The organism is Novosphingobium sp. TCA1 (genome assembly GCF_009811895.1).
GTDB lineage: Bacteria > Pseudomonadota > Alphaproteobacteria > Sphingomonadales > Sphingomonadaceae > Novosphingobium > Novosphingobium panipatense_A.
In genome coordinates this window covers 43,927-63,045 of record NZ_BLJH01000014.1, presented here as the reverse complement: position 1 = coordinate 63,045, position 19,119 = coordinate 43,927, and the positions used below count along the sequence as shown (strand labels likewise).

Annotated in this window: 24 protein-coding genes; 7 read left to right on the top strand and 17 right to left on the bottom strand. The window is 66.4% G+C overall.

The window, feature by feature from the left end; all coding sequences use genetic code 11:
* Positions 1-131: 131 nt before the first annotated feature.
* The 14 genes from NTCA1_RS16130 to coxB form a co-directional block, all read right to left on the bottom strand.
* The gene (locus tag NTCA1_RS16130) at positions 132-590 is read right to left on the bottom strand and encodes a molybdenum cofactor biosynthesis protein MoaE (protein WP_086493001.1); all 459 of its coding nucleotides are present in this window, start codon (positions 588-590) and stop codon (positions 132-134) included.
* 1 nt (position 591) lies between these two features.
* Positions 592-840 (bottom strand): MoaD/ThiS family protein, encoded by a 249-nt coding sequence (locus NTCA1_RS16125; protein ID WP_133084841.1) that lies wholly within the window; start codon positions 838-840, stop codon positions 592-594.
* Positions 841-843: 3 nt separating this feature from the next.
* Complete coding sequence (gene moaA / locus NTCA1_RS16120; protein ID WP_133084842.1) at positions 844-1,848, bottom strand: GTP 3',8-cyclase MoaA; 1,005 nt, start codon at positions 1,846-1,848, stop codon at positions 844-846.
* Positions 1,845-2,183, bottom strand: a complete 339-nt coding sequence (locus tag NTCA1_RS16115) for a Rossmann fold domain-containing protein (protein WP_133084843.1) — start codon at positions 2,181-2,183, stop codon at positions 1,845-1,847. The genes moaA and NTCA1_RS16115 overlap by 4 nt, the downstream gene beginning before the upstream one ends.
* A 3-nt stretch (positions 2,184-2,186) precedes the next feature.
* Positions 2,187-2,558: a dihydroneopterin aldolase gene (locus NTCA1_RS16110; protein ID WP_086492997.1), complete on the bottom strand. Its 372-nt coding sequence runs from the start codon at positions 2,556-2,558 to the stop codon at positions 2,187-2,189.
* A 10-nt stretch (positions 2,559-2,568) separates the two neighbouring features.
* On the bottom strand, positions 2,569-3,480 hold the full coding sequence (locus NTCA1_RS16105) for a class I SAM-dependent methyltransferase (RefSeq protein WP_133084844.1): 912 nt from the start codon (positions 3,478-3,480) through the stop codon (positions 2,569-2,571).
* Positions 3,480-4,880, bottom strand: coding sequence for a threonine synthase (gene thrC / locus NTCA1_RS16100; protein ID WP_133084845.1), 1,401 nt, complete (start codon positions 4,878-4,880; stop codon positions 3,480-3,482). The genes NTCA1_RS16105 and thrC overlap by 1 nt, the downstream gene beginning before the upstream one ends.
* 126 nt (positions 4,881-5,006) lie before the next feature.
* Complete coding sequence (locus NTCA1_RS16095) at positions 5,007-5,573, bottom strand: SURF1 family protein (protein WP_133084846.1); 567 nt, start codon at positions 5,571-5,573, stop codon at positions 5,007-5,009.
* A gap of 98 nt (positions 5,574-5,671) precedes the next feature.
* Positions 5,672-6,493, bottom strand: a complete 822-nt coding sequence (locus NTCA1_RS16090; protein ID WP_133084847.1) for a cytochrome c oxidase subunit 3 — start codon at positions 6,491-6,493, stop codon at positions 5,672-5,674.
* 87 nt (positions 6,494-6,580) lie between these two features.
* Positions 6,581-7,213, bottom strand: coding sequence for a cytochrome c oxidase assembly protein (locus NTCA1_RS16085; protein ID WP_086492992.1), 633 nt, complete (start codon positions 7,211-7,213; stop codon positions 6,581-6,583).
* Complete coding sequence (locus NTCA1_RS28990; protein WP_255490511.1) at positions 7,213-7,344, bottom strand: hypothetical protein; 132 nt, start codon at positions 7,342-7,344, stop codon at positions 7,213-7,215. The genes NTCA1_RS16085 and NTCA1_RS28990 overlap by 1 nt, the downstream gene beginning before the upstream one ends.
* Positions 7,345-7,355: 11 nt before the next feature.
* Complete coding sequence (locus NTCA1_RS16080) at positions 7,356-8,270, bottom strand: heme o synthase (protein ID WP_133084848.1); 915 nt, start codon at positions 8,268-8,270, stop codon at positions 7,356-7,358.
* 118 nt (positions 8,271-8,388) lie between these two features.
* A complete protein-coding gene (ctaD, locus tag NTCA1_RS16075; RefSeq protein WP_086492991.1) occupies positions 8,389-10,077 on the bottom strand; it encodes a cytochrome c oxidase subunit I in 1,689 nt (562 codons plus the stop codon).
* A gap of 28 nt (positions 10,078-10,105) precedes the next feature.
* Positions 10,106-11,200: a cytochrome c oxidase subunit II gene (gene coxB, locus NTCA1_RS16070; RefSeq protein WP_133084849.1), complete on the bottom strand. Its 1,095-nt coding sequence runs from the start codon at positions 11,198-11,200 to the stop codon at positions 10,106-10,108.
* Between the two features lie 206 nt (positions 11,201-11,406).
* Between coxB and pyrE the strand changes: the two genes are divergently transcribed.
* The 7 genes from pyrE (at position 11,407) to ruvX (ending at position 16,891) form a co-directional block, all read left to right on the top strand.
* On the top strand, positions 11,407-11,991 hold the full coding sequence (gene pyrE / locus NTCA1_RS16065) for an orotate phosphoribosyltransferase (protein WP_086492989.1): 585 nt from the start codon (positions 11,407-11,409) through the stop codon (positions 11,989-11,991).
* A gap of 69 nt (positions 11,992-12,060) precedes the next feature.
* Positions 12,061-12,804: a pyridoxine 5'-phosphate synthase gene (locus tag NTCA1_RS16060; RefSeq protein ID WP_133084850.1), complete on the top strand. Its 744-nt coding sequence runs from the start codon at positions 12,061-12,063 to the stop codon at positions 12,802-12,804.
* A gap of 15 nt (positions 12,805-12,819) precedes the next feature.
* Entirely contained in the window at positions 12,820-13,230 is a 411-nt protein-coding gene (gene acpS / locus NTCA1_RS16055) for a holo-ACP synthase (RefSeq protein ID WP_133084851.1), read from the top strand.
* Positions 13,231-13,249: 19 nt separating this feature from the next.
* Positions 13,250-14,176 (top strand): signal peptidase I, encoded by a 927-nt coding sequence (gene lepB, locus NTCA1_RS16050; RefSeq protein ID WP_086492986.1) that lies wholly within the window; start codon positions 13,250-13,252, stop codon positions 14,174-14,176.
* A complete protein-coding gene (locus tag NTCA1_RS16045; RefSeq protein WP_133084852.1) occupies positions 14,176-15,264 on the top strand; it encodes an AI-2E family transporter in 1,089 nt (362 codons plus the stop codon). Before lepB ends, NTCA1_RS16045 begins: the two co-directional genes overlap by 1 nt.
* Positions 15,265-15,296: 32 nt before the next feature.
* Entirely contained in the window at positions 15,297-16,424 is a 1,128-nt protein-coding gene (locus NTCA1_RS16040) for a DUF3089 domain-containing protein (protein ID WP_133084853.1), read from the top strand.
* Entirely contained in the window at positions 16,406-16,891 is a 486-nt protein-coding gene (gene ruvX / locus NTCA1_RS16035) for a Holliday junction resolvase RuvX (protein ID WP_086492983.1), read from the top strand. The genes NTCA1_RS16040 and ruvX overlap by 19 nt, the downstream gene beginning before the upstream one ends.
* A 130-nt stretch (positions 16,892-17,021) precedes the next feature.
* Here the strand turns inward: ruvX and NTCA1_RS16030 are convergent, their stop codons facing one another.
* Genes NTCA1_RS16030 through NTCA1_RS16020 form a run of 3 tightly spaced genes read right to left on the bottom strand, consistent with a single transcriptional unit; the run spans position 17,022 to position 19,098 of the window.
* Positions 17,022-17,918: a transposase gene (locus tag NTCA1_RS16030; protein WP_236549378.1), complete on the bottom strand. Its 897-nt coding sequence runs from the start codon at positions 17,916-17,918 to the stop codon at positions 17,022-17,024.
* A complete protein-coding gene (locus NTCA1_RS16025) occupies positions 17,918-18,901 on the bottom strand; it encodes a hypothetical protein (RefSeq protein WP_133084855.1) in 984 nt (327 codons plus the stop codon). The genes NTCA1_RS16030 and NTCA1_RS16025 overlap by 1 nt, the downstream gene beginning before the upstream one ends.
* Before the next feature lie 8 nt (positions 18,902-18,909).
* Entirely contained in the window at positions 18,910-19,098 is a 189-nt protein-coding gene (locus NTCA1_RS16020; RefSeq protein WP_133084856.1) for a hypothetical protein, read from the bottom strand.
* Between the last annotated feature and the right edge of the window lie 21 nt (positions 19,099-19,119).

Sequence of the window (19,119 nt, the reverse complement as noted above, 5' to 3'; positions counted from 1 at the left end):
GGCTCAATCCTCCAAGGCGTGATCTCCTTGTGGAATCGCTCATGAACCGTTTGCGCCGATGATGAATTGATGCCGGTCAAACCGGATCGCGGGATCGCTTTTATCCTGCCTGAGTTTTTATCCTGCCCGCGTCACAGCCAGCGGGCGAGATCCTCGATGTCCTGCTCGCGCGGCTCGATCCAGCGCCATGCGCCTGCCGCCTTCTCGCGTTTCCAGAACCACGATTCGCTCTTGAGGTGGTCCATCGTGAAATCGGCCGCCGCAAAGGCATCGCGGCGGTGGCGCGCGGCAGCGGCGACCAGCACGATCGGCTCGCCCGGCAGCATCGTGCCGCTGCGGTGGACGATGACCAGGCCGTCGAGCGTCCAGCGCCCCATCACGCGTTCGCCGAGCGCCTGCATCGCGGGCAAAGTCAGCGGCTCGTAATGGCGCAGTTCCAGCGCCTCGACGTCTCCCCCCGGCCCGCCGCCCGCCCTGACCTGGCCGAGAAAGCTGACCACGCCGCCCGCTTCCGGCAGGGCATCGGTGAACGTGCGCAGCGTGTCCGCCGCATCGAACGGCTCGGTCAGGAGCTGGATCCGTACCGTCATCTCAGCCGCCAGAAACCGGCGGCAGGAAGGCCAGTTCGTCGCCGTCGCGAAGGTCCGCTTCGAAATGCCCCTGCCCCGGCAAGAGCGCGCCGTTCACGGCATAGCGGATGCGCGGTGCGCTGACGGCTTCGGCAAGCTGCGGCTCCAGCGCCGCGATCACGGCCGACAGCGACGACGCGAAAGCGACCTCGCGGCTGCCGCTTCCGGCCAGATCCTCCAGCCGCCCCAGGAACACGAGTTGCAGGGCCATGGGTCAGCCCCCGGTCATCGACATGTGCCGTGGCAGAGCCGGAGCCGCGCCGCGCCGGTCGATGGCGAAATGATGCCGCTCCGGCTTGATCCGCATCGCGGTATCGAGCGCGGCATCGAGCGCGGCGGCAGGGTTTTCGCTGCGCAGCGCGGCGCGCAGGTCCACTTGTTCGTTTCCGCCGAGACAGGCGAAAAGCTGCCCGGTCGCGGTGACCCGCAGGCGGTTGCAGCCTTCGCAGAAGTTCTGGGTGAGCGGGGTGATCAGCCCCAGCCTGCCGCCCGTTTCCGCCACGTCGAAATAACGGGCCGGGCCGCCGGTGCGGTGATCGCTGGGCCGAAGCGTCCAGCGCCGTTCGAGATCATCGCGAACCTGCGAAAGCGGCAGGTAATGATCGAAGCGATCTTCCTCCACTTCGCCCAGCGGCATGACCTCTATCAGCGTCGCGTCGAAGCCCTGCCCATGCGCCCAGCCGACGATATCGGGGATGTCCGCCCGGTTGATCCCTTCCAGCGCCACCGTGTTCAGCTTGACCCGGATTCCGGCCGCTTTCGCCGCCGAGAGGCCTTCCAGAACCTGCGGCAGCGAATCGCGCCGGGTGATCCGGTGGAAGGTCTCGCGGTCCAGCGTATCGAGCGAGACATTGATTCGCTTCACGCCTGCCGCCGCCAGATCGTCCGCGAACTCGGCCAGCCGGGTGCCGTTGGTGGTGAGGGTCAGTTCCTCCAGGCCATCACCCAGCTTGCGGCCGAGCGCCTGCACCAGCTCGATCATGTCCCGCCTGACCAGCGGCTCGCCCCCGGTCAGGCGCAGCTTGGTGACGCCGCGCGCGATGAAGCCCAGCGACAGTTCGTGCAGCTCGTCCAGGCTGAGCACGTCCTTCCTGGGCAGGAAGGTCATGCGTTCCGGCATGCAATAGGCACAGCGCAAGTCGCACCGGTCCGTCACCGAAAGCCGCAAATAGGTGATGCGGCGGCGGAACTGGTCCACGAGAGGCGAAGCGGTGCTCATTGCTGCGGGGATACTACGCTCCCCGCACCGATTTCATCAAGACGAAGGTATTGGCCGGTGATGCTTTCCGCGCCTGCCAGCCATTCGGCGGTGGCGGCCAACCCTGCCTCTTCCGCACCCGAGAGGGCATTGACGCGGCGGGGTGCGTACTGGCGGGCCAGTTCCTGCACCGCCGCCAGCCGCCAGCCGCGATGATCGCGGGCGGCGACCGGGAAAACCAGCGTCAGGTCGCTGCCCCTCGCCAGTACGGCGCGCGCTTCGGGAAGGACTTCGGCATGGAACCGCGCGGCGGCATCGAGCGGATTGTCCGCCAGTGGCCCGACGCGCAGGATCATGGCTTAGCGGCGCTGCCGGGTGAGCGTGATGCCGATCTTCTCGCCCGCTTCGGCAATGGCGAGCTTGACGATCTTCACCGTTACCGCCGTGATTCGCGCGTCCTGCAGGAACAGCGTCTCGCAGACGTGATCGGCCACGGCCTCGATCAGCTTGAAATGAACCCCCTGCGGCAGCGCTTCGCTGGCCGCGAACTTGAGATCCATGTAGTTCTTGCTCTCGGTCAGCGGCGTATCGGGCGTGTAGCGCTCGATCGGCTTCATCGAGACCTGGATGGTGAAGCGCAGCGGCTGCGGCTTGCCGGTCTCTTCCGAGTAGATCCCGGTGAGAACGTCGTGTTCGAAATCGGCGACTTCGAGAAGGAGCGAATCGGTCATGGAGCGCGCCTTAGCCGTTATTGCGCCAGCGCGCGAAGATTGCCGTCGGCAGCAGGCGACCTTCCCGCTCATCCAGAGCCTGTCGAAGGACATCCTCGCGGACGGAAAGGTCGCCGTGCTCGATGGTGCCGGGCAGATCGCGGAACAGCTCTTCCATCAGTCCGGCCAGCGCCAGCGACGACATGCGCACGGCATAGACGGTGAGGAACAGGAACTTGCTGTCGCCGTCCAGAAGCTGGCGGCAATCGGCGAGCAGGCCGGGAAGGTTTTCCTCCAGGCGCCAGGTCTCGCCGGTAGGGCCGCGGCCGAACTTGGGCGGATCTAGGATGATGCCGTCATAGCGCTTGCCGCGGCGCACTTCGCGCGCGGCGAACTTGGCGGCATCGTCGATCAGCCAACGGACCGGGCGATCCTCCAGCCCCGCCAGCGCCGCGTTTTCGCGCGCCTGGCCGACCGACTTCTTCGAGGCATCGACATGGGTGACCGGACCGTGCGCCGAAAGCGCCAGCGTGCCGACGCCGGTATAGCCGAACAGGTTCAGGGTATTGGCGTCGCTCTTGCCCGCGAGCATCTCGCGCATCCAGTCCCACACCGGCGCCATGTCCGGGAAGAAGCCGAGATGGCGGAACGGCGTACACTGCGCGGTGAAGCTGACTTCGTTCCACGCCAGCGGCCAGCCTTCGCGCGGCACCGGCTTGTCGAACAGCCACCTGCCGCCGCCGTCCTCGTCCGAACCCGGCACGAATTCGCCGTGGGCATCCCAGTTTTCGAGGCGCGGGGTCCACATCGCCTGCGGTTCGGGGCGCACGAAGCGGTAATCGCCGTAGCGCTCCAGCTTGCGGCCGTGGCCCGAATCGACAAGGCCGTAATCGTCCCAGCCCTCTCCGGCGAGGATCACGGGTTGGGTTTCCAGGCGTGCCATCAGATCTTCGGGCTCGCGTGCTGGGCCACGAAACTGGCGATCGATTCGTAGTCGCCGGTCAGTTCGACACACTTTTCCTCACGCTCGAACAAGTCGCCGACGCGCGCGGGCAGGCCGGAGCGCTGGCCGGTGGCGCGTTCGACGGCGTCCGGGAACTTGGCGGGATGCGCGGTGGCGAGCGTGACGACCGGGATGCTCGCGTCAATTCCGGCCGTGCGCGCGGCGAAGAGGCCGCAAGCGGTGTGCGGATCGATCAGTTCGCCGCAGTTCTCCCAGGCCCAGCGGATGGCCTGCGACATCTCGTCGGCATCGGTGCGGGCGGAGGAGAACAGTGCGGCAGCGCCTTCACGCTGCGCGTTGGTAAGCTGCATGGCCTTGCTGGCTTCGAACCCGGCCATCTGTTCGGCCAGCGCCTTGCCGTCGCGGCCGTTCAGGTCGAACAGCAGGCGTTCGAAGTTGGACGAAACCTGAATGTCCATCGAAGGCGCGGCGGTCGGCGTGACGGTGCCCTGCGAGTAGTCGCCTTCGGCCAGCGCGCGGTGGAGGATGTCGTTGACGTTGGTGGCGACGATCAGCTTCTCGATCGGCAGGCCCATCTGCGCGGCGACGTAACCCGCGAAGACGTCGCCGAAGTTGCCGGTCGGCACCGAGAAGGCGACCTTGCGGTGCGGCGCGCCCAGCTGGAGCGCGGCGGCGAAGTAATAGACCACCTGGGCCATCAGGCGCGCCCAGTTGATCGAGTTCACCGCGCCGATGGCGAAGCGGTCGGTCATCGCCTTGTCGTTGAACATGCGCTTCACGGTGGCCTGCGCGTCGTCGAACGAACCGTCGATGGCGATGTTATGGACGTTGGGCGCCAGCACCGTGGTCATCTGCCGGCGCTGCACATCGGACACGCGCCCCTTGGGGTGCAGCATGAAGATATCGACCTTGGCGCGGCCGGCCACCGCGTCGATCGCGGCCGAACCGGTATCGCCCGAAGTGGCACCGACGATGGTGAGGTTACGCTCCGATCGGCCGAGGAATTCCTCGAACAGCAGGCCCAGCAGTTGCAGCGCCACGTCCTTGAAGGCCAGCGTGGGGCCGTGGAACAGTTCCAGCACCCACTGCTGTTCGTCCAGCTGCTTCAGCGGCGTCACCGCCTTGTGCGCGAAGCGGCCGTAGGCCTGGGTGGTCAGTTCCAGCAGGCGGTCATAGGTCAGGCTGCCCTCGACGAAGGGGAACATGATCTTCGCGGCCAGCTCGGCATAAGGCAGCCCCGCCAGGGCGGCGATCTCTTCGCTTGAGAAGCGCGGCCATTCGCGCGGCACGTAGAGGCCGCCGTCCGAAGCGAGTCCGGCGAGCGTGGCGCCTTCGAAATCGAGCGCCGGTGCGCTGCCGCGGGTGCTGATATAGTCCATGGAGGCGCGGTTAGCCGCAGGGGCGCGAAATGAAAAGCCTGTCGTTGGGGTTTGGCGAGAACAATTCCTAAAGCCCTGCGAAGTGAAATGCCGGCCGGAGTGCTGGCCAGAGTGCTGGATTTGCGCTCATGCCCTGTTCCGCTTGATTACCGCTAGCGCGTAGATCACCAGGGCCATGGCCGCGAAGATGAACCACTGCACGGCATAGGCGAAGTGGTTGTTGGGAATATCTGCGGGGTCGGGAACGGCATTGGCGTCCAGCCCCGCGAGCGGCGGCGAGGCGACGAGCCTTGGCCCCGGCGCGATCACGCCGTGGACTTCGCCGCCCGGCCACCCGCCCGCCGCCATCGGCAGCCGCGACCAGCCGAGCACGACGCGCGCCCTCGTCCCGTCCGCCAAGGTGCAGTCGGCGGTCTGCGCCGCGCCCGATTCGCCCTTGGCATTGCGTCCGGCGATGCTCGAATGGTCGGTGACGGCCACGCAGTCGAGCCGGGCATGGCGATAGAGCAGGTCTTCCTGCCCGCGGGCGTCGCGCGGCCAGTCCACTTCCTGCGCCAGGCGCTGCGCCCCGGCGTAGTGCGCCAGCAGCGCCTCCTTCTGGTGCAGCCGGTCAAGCTGCCAGAAGCCGAGCGCGATCATGACGGCCACGGCGACAAGGACGAGCACAGTGGCGATGACGGGAATTCGGCGCATGGTGATCCCCCGGGCGCTGCAACGGGAAAGAGGGCAGACCGGCGCGCGGCTGCCCTCTTTGCGAACCTTAGGCGGTAAGTGCCCTTATCCGCCGAACGTCAGTGCGTCGGATAGCCCCAGCCGCCCCAGACGTAGACGGCCATGAACAAGAACAGCCAGACGACGTCGACGAAGTGCCAGTACCAGGCTGCCGCTTCGAAGCCGAAGTGCTGGCGCGGCGTGAAATCGCCGTTGTAGGCGCGCTTCAGGCAGACGATCAGCATGATCGTGCCGACGATGACGTGGAAGCCGTGGAAGCCCGTCGCCATGTAGAAGGCCGAACCGTAAGTGTTCTGGCCGAAGGGGAACGGCGCGTGGATATATTCGTAGGCCTGGATGCACGAGAACAGCACGCCCAGCAGGATCGTCGCCCAGAGGCCTTTCTTCAGCCCGTCACGATCGCCGTGGATCAGCGAATGATGCGCCCAGGTGACGGTGGTGCCCGAGCAGAGCAGGATCAGCGTGTTGAGCAGCGGCAGGTCGAAGGGGTCCATGACCGCCTCGATCGCCTTGGGCGGCCATTGCCCGCCGACCGCTTCGGCGAGGGTCGAAGGGAACAGCGAGAAATCGAAGAAGGCCCAGAACCAGCCGACGAAGAACATCACTTCCGAAGCGATGAACAGGATCATCCCGTAACGCTGGTGCAGCTGCACCACCGGCGTGTGATCGCCGGCGTGCGCTTCCTTGATGATCTTGGAGAACCACATGAACATCGAGGCGATCAGGATGGCGAGGCCCAGCCACGGCACGAACTTTCCGCCCGCCATGTCGTGCATGAACAGAACCATGCCCGAGGTGAAGGTCAGGGCGCCGATGGTCGTGGCCAGCGGTGCAATGTCCGGCGGAAGAATGTGATAATCGTGATTCTTTGTACCGGCCATGGTGCCTTCGTCCCCGTTCTCGACTTCCGTGTTCGATTCGTCCGGTGGGGTAATGCTCCCCCCGTGATTTGTATCCCGTACCGGGACTTAACCGCCCGTTCGGCTGTGGTCCAGTGTCTTTGCGTCCGAAACGCTGGTGACATGGAAGGTGTAGCTCAGCGTGATCTGCTCGACGTCCTTGTTGTCGGGATCGTTCAGGATCGCCGGATCGACGTAGTAGATCACGGGCATCTTCACCGCCTCGCCCGGCTGGAGCGTCTGTTCGGTAAAGCAGAAACACTGGATCTTGTTGAAGTAGCGCGCGGCCTGCTCGGGCTCGACATTGAAGCTCGCGGTGCCGGTGATCACCTTGTCCGAATCGTTCTTGGCCCAGAAAAGCGCCATGTCGCGCTCGCCGATGGTCACCGTGTCGGTGCGCTGGAGCGGCTTGAACTGCCACGGCATGCCGCGTTCGACATTGGCGTCGAAACGGATCGACATCGTCCTGTCGGTCACCTGCACACCCGCAGCCTTGGTCTCATCGGCGCGCTGGGTGGTGCCGCCGTAACCGGTCACCTGACAGAAGATGCGGTAGAGCGGAACCGAAGCGTAGCCGAGGCCCAGCATCAGCAAAGCCATCGACAGGGCGATCAAACCGACCCGCCGGTTGCTGCGACGGCCTTCGGTAAGCGAGGCGGCAGCTTCGGAGGGGGCGGCTTCGGAAGCGGCAGCCTGGACCATCAGCTCATCTTCGCAATGGAGATCAGGAACACCAGAACCACGAAAGCCGCCAGGCTGAGCGCCAGCACCCGGTTGCGACTGCGGCGAATCTCTTCCGGGGTGCGAGGGTCGGGTTGCTGGACGTCTTTCATGCTTCGATCCCTCAGAGGACGATGAAGCGATCCACCACCAGCACGGCGAAGAGTGCGAAGAGGTAGAGCACCGAATAACCGAAAAGCTGCTTTTCCGGCTTCATGCTGTCGTCCGCTCCGCTGCGGCGACGCAGGCCGACACGGATCGAGAGCGCCAGGAAAAGCGAGGACAGCAGGATCGCCGAAACGCCGTAGATCGCGCCGGTTCCGCCGATCCACCAGGGCAGCACCGAAAGCGGCAGCAGCAGCACGGCATAGATCAGGATCTGCTGGCGGGTAGCCTTCTCGCCCGCGACCACCGGCATCATCGGGATGCCGACTTTGGCGTAGTCGCTCTTCACGAAGAGCGCGAGTGCCCAGAAGTGCGGCGGCGTCCAGAAGAAGATGATCGCGAAGAGCAGGACCGGCATGAGCGAGACGTGGCCGGTCACCGCGACCCAGCCGATCAGCGGCGGGAAGGCCCCGGCGCCACCGCCGATGACGATGTTCTGCGGCGTGCGCGGCTTCAGCCAGATCGTGTAGATCACGGCATAGTAGATGATCGAGATCGCCAGGATCGCGGCGGGCAGCCAGCCGACCGCGAAGCCCATCAGGAACACCGAGACCGCGCAGAGCACGCCAGCGAAATCGCGCGCGGTGGTGCGGTCGAGGCGGCCCTGCGGCAGGGGGCGTCCGGCGGTGCGCTTCATCCCGGCGTCGAGATCGGCCTCCCACCACTGGTTGAGCGCGGCGGCGCCGCCCGCACCCATGGCGATGCACAGGATCGCGGTGAAGGCGATGACCGGATTGATCCGCTCGGGTGCGGCAAGCAGGCCGCAAAGGCCGGTAAAGATGACAAGACTCATCACCCGCGGCTTGGTCAGCGCAAGAAGATCGCGCCAGTCGGCAGGCAGGGATGCGGCTTGGGAGGGACTCGTTGTCGTCATGATGGCTGGCCCCATACACCTGCCCCCTTCAACGCGCAAAGCCCAGAAAAGCGAGGTCCTTGCGAATCGAGGGCCGTCCCGGTGCCGCAAATCGCGCGAATCCGGGACGGCGCATCGATCAATGGTGCGCCGCTTCCTCGATCACCGGCAGCGTTTCGAACTGGTGGAACGGCGGCGGGCTGGTCAGCGTCCATTCCAGCGTCGTCGCGCCTTCGCCCCAGTAGCTGTCCTCGGCCTTGCGGCCCGCCAGGAAGGCATAGGCGATGTTGATGAACCAGATCACCAGGCTGCTGGCCATGACCATGTAGCCGATCGTCGCGACGTGGTTCCAGTGCTGGTAGGCTTCCGCATAGTCCGGGTAGCGGCGCGGCATACCCTGCAGCCCGAGGAAGTGCATCGGGAAGAAGATCATGTTCACGCCGACGAAGAAGATCCAGAAATGGACGTGGGCGAGGAACTCGGAATGCATCCGGCCGCTCATCTTCGGGAACCAGTAGTAGAACCCGGCGAAGAGCGCGGTCACGGCACCCAGCGAGAGCACGTAGTGGAAGTGGGCGACGACGTAGTAGGTGTCGTGCAGGACGTCGTCGACGCCGCCGTTCGCCAGCACCACGCCGGTCACGCCGCCGACGGTGAAGAGGAAGATGAAGCCCAGCGCCCAGACCATCGGGCTCTTGAACTCCAGCGAGCCGCCCCACATCGTCGCGATCCACGAGAAGATCTTCACGCCGGTCGGCACTGCGATCACCATGGTGGCGGCGGTGAAATACATCTTCGTGTTCACCGACATGCCGGTGGCGTACATGTGGTGCGCCCAGACGATGAAGCCCACCACGCCGATCGCGACCATGGCATAGGCCATGCCGAGATAGCCGAAGACCGGCTTTTTCGAGAAGGTCGAGACGATCTGCGAGATGATGCCGAAGCCCGGCAGGATCATGATGTAGACTTCGGGGTGGCCGAAGAACCAGAACAGGTGCTGGTAGAGCACCGGATCGCCGCCACCCGAGGGATCGAAGAAGGTGGTGCCGAAGTTGCGGTCCGTCAGCAGCATGGTGATCGCCGCGGCCAGGACCGGCAGCGAGAGCAGCAGCAGGAAGGCGGTGACCAGCATCGACCACACGAAGAGCGGCATCTTGTGCATGGTCATGCCGGGGGCACGCATGTTGAAGATCGTGGTGATGAAGTTGATCGCGCCCATGATCGAGCCCGCGCCGGAAAGGTGCAGCGCGAAGATGCCGAAGTCCACCGCAGGCCCGGGCGAGCCGGAGGTGGAGAGCGGCGCATAGACGGTCCAGCCGGTGCCCGCGCCCAGCCCCGTGCCGCCCGGCACGAAAGCGGAGCACAGCAGCGAGATGAAGCCTGCCACGGTCAGCCAGAACGAGATGTTGTTCATGCGCGGGAAGGCCATGTCCGGCGCGCCGATCATCAGCGGCACGAACCAGTTGCCGAAGCCGCCGATCATCGCGGGCATGACCATGAAGAACACCATGATCAGGCCGTGGGCGGTGATCAGCACGTTCCAGACATGCAGCGTGGAGTTGAAGTCGGGATTGGTGGCGCCGAACCAGCGGGCGAAGATATCCAGGTACTGGATGCCCGGCTCGGCAAGTTCGACGCGCATCATGCCCGAGAACAGGCCGCCGATGATCCCCGCGATGATCGCGAAGATCAGGTACATCGTGCCGATGTCCTTGTGGTTGGTGGACATGAACCAGCGCGCGAAGAAGCTCGGCTTGTGGTCGTGATCGGCGTGCCCGTGGTGATCCACGTGACCTTGGAAATGCTCGGGAGCGGTGGTTGCCATGGTGAGGGCCCTGTCCTTCGATTCGCTCTTATTCGGCTGATGCGGCGGCTGTGGAAGCTGCGGCTGTGGAAGCGGCTGCTTCCGTCGCTTCACCCGTGGCGGCTGCACCCGGGTCCGCGGACGCGGCCGGTGCAGGTTCAGCCCCAGTGGCGGGCGCACCGGCGGGTGCGGCAGCAGCGGGCTGCGCCTGACCGTCGATCACGCCGCCGGCGTGGGTCAGCACCCAGGCGTCGTATTGCGCGCGGGGAAGTGCCTCCACCGCGATCGGCATGTAGCCGTGCTTGGCGCCGCAAAGCTCGGAGCACTGCCCGTAGTAGACGCCCGGCTTCTCGACAAAGAGGACCTTCTCGTTGATCCGGCCCGGAACCGCGTCCAGCTTGAACCAGAGCGAGGGCACGGCGAAGGAGTGGATCACGTCGGCCGCGGTGATCTGCAGGCGGACCGGCTCGCCCACGGGCACGACCATACGGTTGTCCACTTCGAGGTGCGAGGGGCCGTCCCAGGGCTTGGAGCCCACTTCGCGCACGCCGTTGTTGATGGTCGGCTGGCCCGGCAGGTTCAGCATGTTCGACACGACCTCGAAATCGCCGTTATCGGGATAGCCGTAAGTCCAGAACCACTGGTTGCCGGTGACCTTGATGGTCAGCGCGCCCTTGGGAGCGGGCTTGTACTGCTTGGCGATCAGGTCGATCGAGGGCACCGCGATGCCGATCAGGATCAGCACCGGAACCAGCGTCCACACCACTTCGAGGATGGTGTTGTGGCTGGTCTTGGAGGCCACCGGATTGGCGCGGCGGTTGTAGCGCACCGCGATGATCACCAGCAGCAGCAGCACGAACAGCGTGATGACCGTGATGATCGGCATCAGCACGCCGTCATGGATCCACTCGCCATATTCGCCGAGCTTGGAAAACTGCTGTTGCAGGCCGATCCCGCCTTCCACCGGCATGCCGATGCCCGGCGTGGGCTTCATCGGCGTGTAGCTGGCGACGGCCTCGGGAGCGGGCGCTGCGATTGCGGAAGACGCTGCAAGACTTGACGAAAACGCCATGGCCGCGACGGAATAAAGACCGAGAGCTTTCGCAGCCTCGCCCAAAGTACGAACGGTTTTGCCCAATATCATGGTTATAGCGCTTCCGTTTTCTTATGATCGCGCAAGTGAGTCGCCTCCCAAGCGCGCACCCCTATTGCGGAGGCTTTTTGCCCCCGTTCACAGGGGGCTATACGCGGCCTTGCCGCCTGTCTCAAGCGCCTCTAGGGGATTTTTGACGCAAGGGGCCGTCAGCCCCCACCAGAACATTGCAATTTGCACCAAAGGATTACCCCCCGATGCAGGAAGAAGAAGTCCTCTCCGAGTTCCGCGCCAGCAAGGCCTTGCTTGAAGGGCATTTCCTGCTTTCCTCGGGTCGTCACAGCGCATACTACCTCCAGTGCGCACGGGTTCTGATGAACCCCGACCGGGCCGGGCGACTCGCCGTGGCCCTCGCCGCAAAACTTCCCCACGATATTCGCAAGGCGATCACCAAGGTCGTATCGCCCGCCATGGGCGGCGTCATCATCGGCCAGGAGATGGGCCGTGCGCTTCAGGTCGACGCGATGTTCGTCGAACGCCCCACCGGCACTTTCGAGCTGCGCCGCGGCTTCAGCCTGGAACCGGGCGACAAGGTGCTGATGGTCGAGGACGTGGTGACCACCGGCCTCTCCAGCCGCGAGGCCATCAAGGCCATCGAGGAAGCCGGCGGCGAAGTGATCGCGGCGGCATCGCTGATCGACCGTTCGGCGGGCGCGGTGGACCTGGGCGTGCCGTTCTTCCCGTTGGTGGCGCTCAACTTCCCGACTTACGCGGCCGACGAACTGCCGGCCGAACTGGCCGCTACCCCTGCCGTCAAGCCCGGCAGCCGCGCCCAACCCTGATATTGCCCCGGATACTGTCCCGGATATTGCCCACTCACCCGGTGTACCTGAACTAGGGAACTCGCAGACTTGGCCAACGTCCTCACTCCCGCGCGCCTGCGTCTCGGCGTCAATATCGACCACGTCGCCACCATCCGCAACGCGCGGGGCGGCGAGCATCCCGACCCGGCCCGCGCGGCGCGCATCGTCGCCGAGGCCGGGGGCGACGGCATCACCGTCCACTTGCGCGAGGACCGCCGCCACATCCGCGACGAGGATCTCGAACGCGTCGCCTCCGCCACCGGCCTGCCCATCAACCTGGAAATGGCGGCGACCGACGAGATGCTGGAAATCGCGCTGCGGCACCGCCCGCACGCGGCCTGCATCGTGCCCGAACGCCGCGAGGAGCGCACTACCGAAGGCGGCCTCGACGCGGCGGGACAGCACAACCGCCTGGCGCCGATCGTCGCGCGGCTTTCCGACGCGGGCATTCGCGTCAGCCTGTTCATCGCCCCCGAGCCGCGCCAGATCGAGGCCGCGATGAAGCTCGGCGCGCCGGTCGTGGAATTCCACACGGGCGAATATGCCCATGCCGAAGGCGAGCAGGTGGCCATCGAACTGCGCCGCATCGTCGACATGGCCGCGCTCGCCGCGAAGAACGGCATCGAGCCCCATGCCGGACACGGCCTCACTTACGAGAACGTTCAGCCGATCGCGGCGATTCCGCAACTGGCGGAACTGAACATCGGCCACTACCTTATCGGCGAGGCGATATTCTGCGGGCTCGAAACGAGCGTGAAGAAGATGCGCCTGCTGATGGACGAGGTTCGCTGAAAGGACCGTAATTTCATGATCATCGGTCTCGGCTCCGACCTCTGCAACATCGAGCGGATCCAGAATTCGCTCAACCGCTTCGGCGAACGCTTCCTCGCCCGCGTCTTCACCGATGTCGAGCGGGCGAAAGCCGCGCGGCGGCCGCATACCGTGGCGGGCACTCTCGCCAAGCGCTTCGCGGCCAAGGAGGCTTTCTCCAAGGCGGTCGGCACCGGCTTCAAGGCGGGCGTGTTCATGAAGGACATCGGCGTGATCAATGCCCCCTCCGGCGCGCCCACCCTGGCGCTGACCGGCGGCGCGAAAACGCGGCTGGACGCCCTGATTCCGGCCGGTCACGAAGCCGTGGTTCACCTTACGCTCACCGACGATCATCCATGGGCACAGGCCTTCGTGATCATCGAAGCGCGCCCCCTTCCCCAATCCTGACGCCGAGTATTCCCGGGACATGATCCAACAGCCCAAGCCGACCATGAGCCAGGCCCCCGTTCAGGCCCCGCCGGCTGCGGAAAAGGTCAACTGGTTCCAGGAGCTGCGCGGCCTCGCGCTGATGCTGCTGGGCGTGCTGGCATTCCATTCGTTCATCGCCAAGCCGTTCTACATCCCTTCGATCTCGATGATGCCGGGGCTGCTGGTGGGCGACCGGCTGGTGGTTTCGAAGTATCCCTATGGCTGGGACTGGTCCTCGATCAGTTTCCACCTGCTGCCGCGCGGCACCTGGCGCCTGCTCGGCCGCACCCCGGAATACGGCGATATCGTCATCGTCGTGCCGGGCAACCGCAAGGCCGACCTGATCAAGCGCGTGGTCGCCCTGCCCGGCGACCGCATCGCCGTGATCGACGGGCGCATCCGCCTCAACGGCCGGTTCATCCCGCGCGAGATGGTGCCGCCGGTCCGCATCGCCGCCGACGATTCGCTGACCTGCGAAGGGGATGCCGAACCCGGCCACTGCTACGACGGCTTCGGCCAGTTCCGCACCCGCCTGCCGAGCGGCAAGGACGTCTACGAAATGCCGACCTACCGTGAAACATTGCCCAACGGCGCCAGTTATCAGGTGATCGACTACCTGAACCAGGAGCTGGACAATTACGCCGAAATCACGGTTCCCGAAGGCCATGTCTTCCTGATGGGCGACGACCGCGATCGCTCGGCGGACAGCCGCGCCCCGTTCGAGACCGACATGTTCGGCAACCCCGGCGGCGGCCTCGGCGGCCCGGTGCCGCTGTCCGACGTCGGCGGGCGCGCCGAGTTCATCACCTTCTCGCTGGACGGCACCCAGAGCTGGAACCCGCTGACCTGGTGGAGCGCCCTGCGCCCCGGTCGTTCCTTCACCAGCCTGCGACCTCCTGTAGATCCCGCGAAAGCCGCCAACTGATGGCGTCGGGACCGGAGCGGGAGGCGGGAGCCGAGCGTGCCGGTCCCACCGACATTGCCGATCCGCTGATCCGCACCGAGGCGCGCAAGGCCTTCGTCTGGATCGGCATGGCCGCGCTGCTGGCGCTGGCCGTATTCCTTTCGCAATCGCTTCTGGTGATCTTCGGCGGCATCGTCTTCGGTGCGCTGATCGACGGCGGCGCGCGGGTGATCCGTAAGGTCCTGCGCCTGCCGCGCGGTCTCTGCGTGGTGCTGGTGCTGCTCCTGGCCATGCTGTTCCTGCTCTGGGTCGCGCGCTTCGCCGGCAGCCAGATCGCCTTGCAGGCGGCGGAACTGCCCGCCACCATCGAAAGCCAGTTCCGCCACGGGTTGAGCTGGCTCCACGCCCACGGCATCCAGCCGCGCATCACCGATCTTCGCAGCGTCGCCCAGGAGGCGGTCGGCGGCATCAGCCAGGTCACGCGGGTGGTCGGCGGCCTCATCGGCGTGTTCACCACGCTGTTCCTGATCCTGGTGCTGGGCATCTATTTCGCACTGGAGCCGCGGCTCTATCGGCGCGGCGTGGGCTGGATGCTGCCGATCGACCGGCGCGACCACTTCGAAAGCACCGTGGCGATCATGGGCCAGGCCCTGCGCCGCCTGCTGTTCGGCCGCCTCATCGGCATGACCGTCGAAGGCCTGTTCACCTGGGCCATGCTCCAGTTCTACGGCGTGCCGATGGCCGCCCTGCTCGGGCTCATCACCGGCCTGCTGGCCTTCCTGCCCAACATCGGCGCGCCGATTTCCGGCATGATCATGATTCTCGTCGGTTTTTCCGGCGGCTACGAGATGGGGCTCTACACCATCATCGTCTACGTGCTGATCCACCTGATCGACGGCTACCTGATCGTGCCGATGATCGCGCGCAAGACCGTGGACCTGCCCCCCGCGCTGGTGCTGGCGGCGCAGCTCATCATGGGCGTGCTGTTCGGCCTGCTCGGCCTGGCCCTGGCCGATCCGCTGGTGGCGATGATCAAGATCTGGTTGGAACGCGAGGCCGATCGCAACGGCGTACCCTCCCCCGGCGACCCTGTGGACGCCGCCGCTTGACCGGCGGCTCCCCGCGGGCGAGACCCTGAACCATGGCCCGCAAGTTCCTCTACGTCATCGCCATTGTCGTCCTGCTGGTGATCGGCCTGCTGGTGGCCTTGCGGCTGTGGTCCGAAGACCTGACCGAACTGGCTTTCGTGCCGAACGTCGAATATGCGCAGAAAGACGCGCTCGGCCCCGAGGCATGGCGCGATGCCAAGATGTGGCTTGCCCGGCCCGACATGCCGGACGACCCATCCCGCTGGCTGCCCCCCGGCGTGGAGGCGCCCAAGAGCCGTCTCAAGGTGGCGGTGTTCTTCGTCCATCCCACCAGCCTGGTCGCCCGCAGCGCCTGGAACGGGGACGTGACGGACGCCTTCTCGCAGGACCGTGCCGCGCTGTTCGTGAAAGGCATGGCCAGCCCCTTCAACCGCGCCGAAATCTGGGCGCCGCGCTATCGGCAGGCGGCGATCGGCGCCTTCCTGACCGCCGCACCCGAAGCCAACCGCGCCATCGACCTTGCCTATTCCGACGTTCTCGCCGCTTTCGACCAGTTCGTGAAGAGCGTGCCGCGCGGCCGTCCGATCGTCGTGGCCGGACACAGCCAGGGCGCCTTCCTGCTGCGCCGCGTGCTGCGCGACCGGGTGGCGGACAAGCCGCTCGCCCGGCGCGTGATCGCGGCCTATGTGATCGGCTGGCCGGTCTCGCTGGCGCATGACCTGCCGAAGATGGGCCTGCCCGCCTGCGCCGGGGCGGAGCAGACCGGCTGCGTCGTCAGCTGGCTCTCGGTGGCCGATCCGGCCGACACCAAGATGCTGCTGGCCGCCTATGGACGACGCACCGGGCTGGACGGCCAAGGCGTGGCCGCAAGTCCCTTCCTCTGCACTAATCCGCTCACCGGAAGCGAGGGCGGCAGCGCCGATGCGGCGGCCAATCTCGGCACGCTTGTCCCCCAGTTCCGCGCCGATTCCCGCGCCGCATCGGGCACCCTGGCCATGGCGACTGTGCCCGCGACCTGCGGTCCCGACCATTTTCTCCACATCGGACCGCCTCCCGCGCTCGACATGGGGCCTTACGTGCTTCCCGGAAACAACTACCATCTCTATGACGTGACCCTGTTCTGGGCGAACCTTCGCGCAGATTTCGAAAGACGGGTTGCGACATGGCAGAAGGCACAGTGATCACCACCAGCGCGCTGGACTATCGCGATGCCCTGCCGGAATCCGGCGGCGCGCTGCTTGGGCTGGACCTCGGCACGCAGACCATCGGCACCGCCTTCTGCGACGCGGGCTGGCGCTTCGCCTCCCCCGGCAAGACACTGAAACGCGGCAAGTTCGGCGCCGACCGCGAGCTCATGGTCGAACTGATCCGCGAACGCGCGATCAAGGGTATCGTCATCGGCCTGCCGCTCAACATGGACGGTTCCGAAGGCCCCCGCGCGCAATCGAGCCGCGCCTATGCCCGCAACCTCGGCGTTCTGGGCCTGCCGATCCTGCTCTGGGACGAACGCTGGTCCACCACCGGCGCCGAGCGGGGGCTGTTGGAACAGGACATGAGCCGGGCGAAACGCGCCACCCGCATCGATTCCGCCGCCGCCGCCGTCATACTGCAAGGCGCGATCGACGCGCTGGCGGGGGGGATGTTCTGACATTGCGCGCATCGTCCCGGACCTGATCCGGGACCGCTGGCAATTCTTGAGGCGTACGCTAACCGCAAGGCGCCCATCTGCGCGCTCGGCCGTTCACGGCCAGCGGTCCCGGATCAAGTCCGGGACGACGTTATTCTGCCGCCCCCCGCAGCGCCCGTGCCTCGGCGGCGACTAACCGGCTGCCGCACCGTTCCGCCTCGGCCCATACCGCATCGCGCGCCTCGGCGCTTGCCGCATGGGCCGCCAGCGCCTGCCAGGCGACCAGCCGCATGCGGTCGCTCGGGTGCCCCTTGCCGAAGCGCGAGGCGAGATCGCGCGCTTCCTCGCCGCCGAGCGCCACGGCAATGCGCAGGAAGCTCTCGCTGGGGCCATGGCCGTGAAGCCGGGTCACGGCGGCGCGTTCCACGTCGAAATCGTAGCGGTCCAGCCATCCCTGCGCGGGCTCGGTATGGACGAGGTTCAGCGCCACCGACAGCGATTGCGGCGGATACTGGACATGCACGTCGCGCCGCGCCCGGTAATGGATCATCCGCCCCGGTTCGAGCACGACCCGGCCCGTGGGCAGGAGCGTCACGGCTTCCCCCGCGTGACCGGCGACCTCTTCGTAGTCGTATTCGAACTCCTCCGCCGCGTAGCCGGGACCGAAATAGCCCAGAGCCAGCATGTCGCAGCCGTGGTCGTGTCCCCGGCCGTAGCCGAAGGCCTCGGGGCCGCTGGCGCGGTAGAGCGCGTCCTGCTCGCAAGGCCAGATGCGGGCGTTCAGGAAGAAATTGCCCTGCCCCGGCGTCACCAGCATGATCGACTGCGGCCCGACGCCTTCCAGCGCATCGGCGCCGTCCGGCACCGGGGCCAGCCCGGCGATCAGGTCCACCAGCAGATCGCCCAGGAAGGCCCGGTCGTTGCCCAGCCGTTGCAGCCAGTTCGCGGCGTGGGACAGGCTCACCTCGTCACGCGGGTCGAAACCCCAGCCGGACAGGGCATCGACGAATTCGGCCAGCGAGGCGCTCGTCGGATCGCGCTGAGTCATTATCCGCGCCATTGCGCCACTTTCTCCAGCTCGGGCCACTGCGCGACCAGGGCGCGGTGCAGATCCCGCGCGGGCTGCGCAAGGTCGCCGTCCTCCCCGGCGGCCATGGCGCCCAGCAGGACCAGCCCGGCGCGCGTGTCCATCGCCAGGATCGCGCGCAGGGCCTGCCAGCGCAAGGCGGCCGGCCCCGTGCCATGGGCGATGCGCGACAACACCGGCACGGCATCCTGCCGCCCGAGGCCGACCAGTACCGCCATGGCAAGCTCCAGCCGGTTGAATTCCGCCGTCGGTGCCGACTGTCCTTGCAGCGCGCCGTCCGCCAGCGCGAACGCCCTGACCGGTTCGTGCAGCGAGGCAAGCCGCTGCAGGCGCAGGATGACCAGGCTTCCCTCCACGCCGCGAACCTGGATCGCCTCGCGCGCGCCGTCCCGGTGCAGCACGGTTCCCGGGCGCAGTTCCACCGGTGTGCCGGGGAGCAAGGGGCCGGGAAGCAAGGAAGGTGCCGGACAAGCGATGCGCTCCGCCCTGCCGCCGCCGGAGAGCACCCGCCACCAGACTTCCATCGGCGCGAACTGCACCGTTCGTGGTTCAGGCTGACGCCGCAGGCTCTCGCCGTCATAGACCGCCAAGGCCAGCGTCGCGGTTCCCGAATGGGCCAGGAGCAGGGTGTCCGCCTCCTGCCGGTGGGCATGGCGAAACGGCATCTGCCCCAGCGGCAGGTCCGCCAGCGCCGTCACGCCCCGCGTCATGAGTGCGTCAACGAAAGCCCCGGCAGGATCGCCGTCCGCGCCGAACAGCGCGGCCAGCGGCGCGCAGGCTTCCAGCGCTGTGCCCCGCCCGAAACGGTCAAGCGCGGTAAGCACCGGGGCGACATGCGGCAGGGCGCGCCATTCGGAAACGATCCTGGCCAGTTCCCGCTGGCCTTGCGCCCATGCCTCATCGCTGCGGGCAAGCGCTCTCAGGTCCTCATGCACTTTGCCCATCGCCGCGCTCAGGTGCCGGGGTGCAGCTCGTAAAGGCAGGGCATGAGCAGCGCGTGGTTATCGTCGTGGCGCGAACAATCGGCGCGCGATCCATGCAGGCCGGTTACCGCCTTCGGCCCGGAAAAGCTGGCGAGAACCGGCAATGCGGCGAATGCGATCTGCGGCAAATCCAGTGTCGTCACGTCGGGTCGTTGCAAGTCTGTCCCTTTCGGCATTCC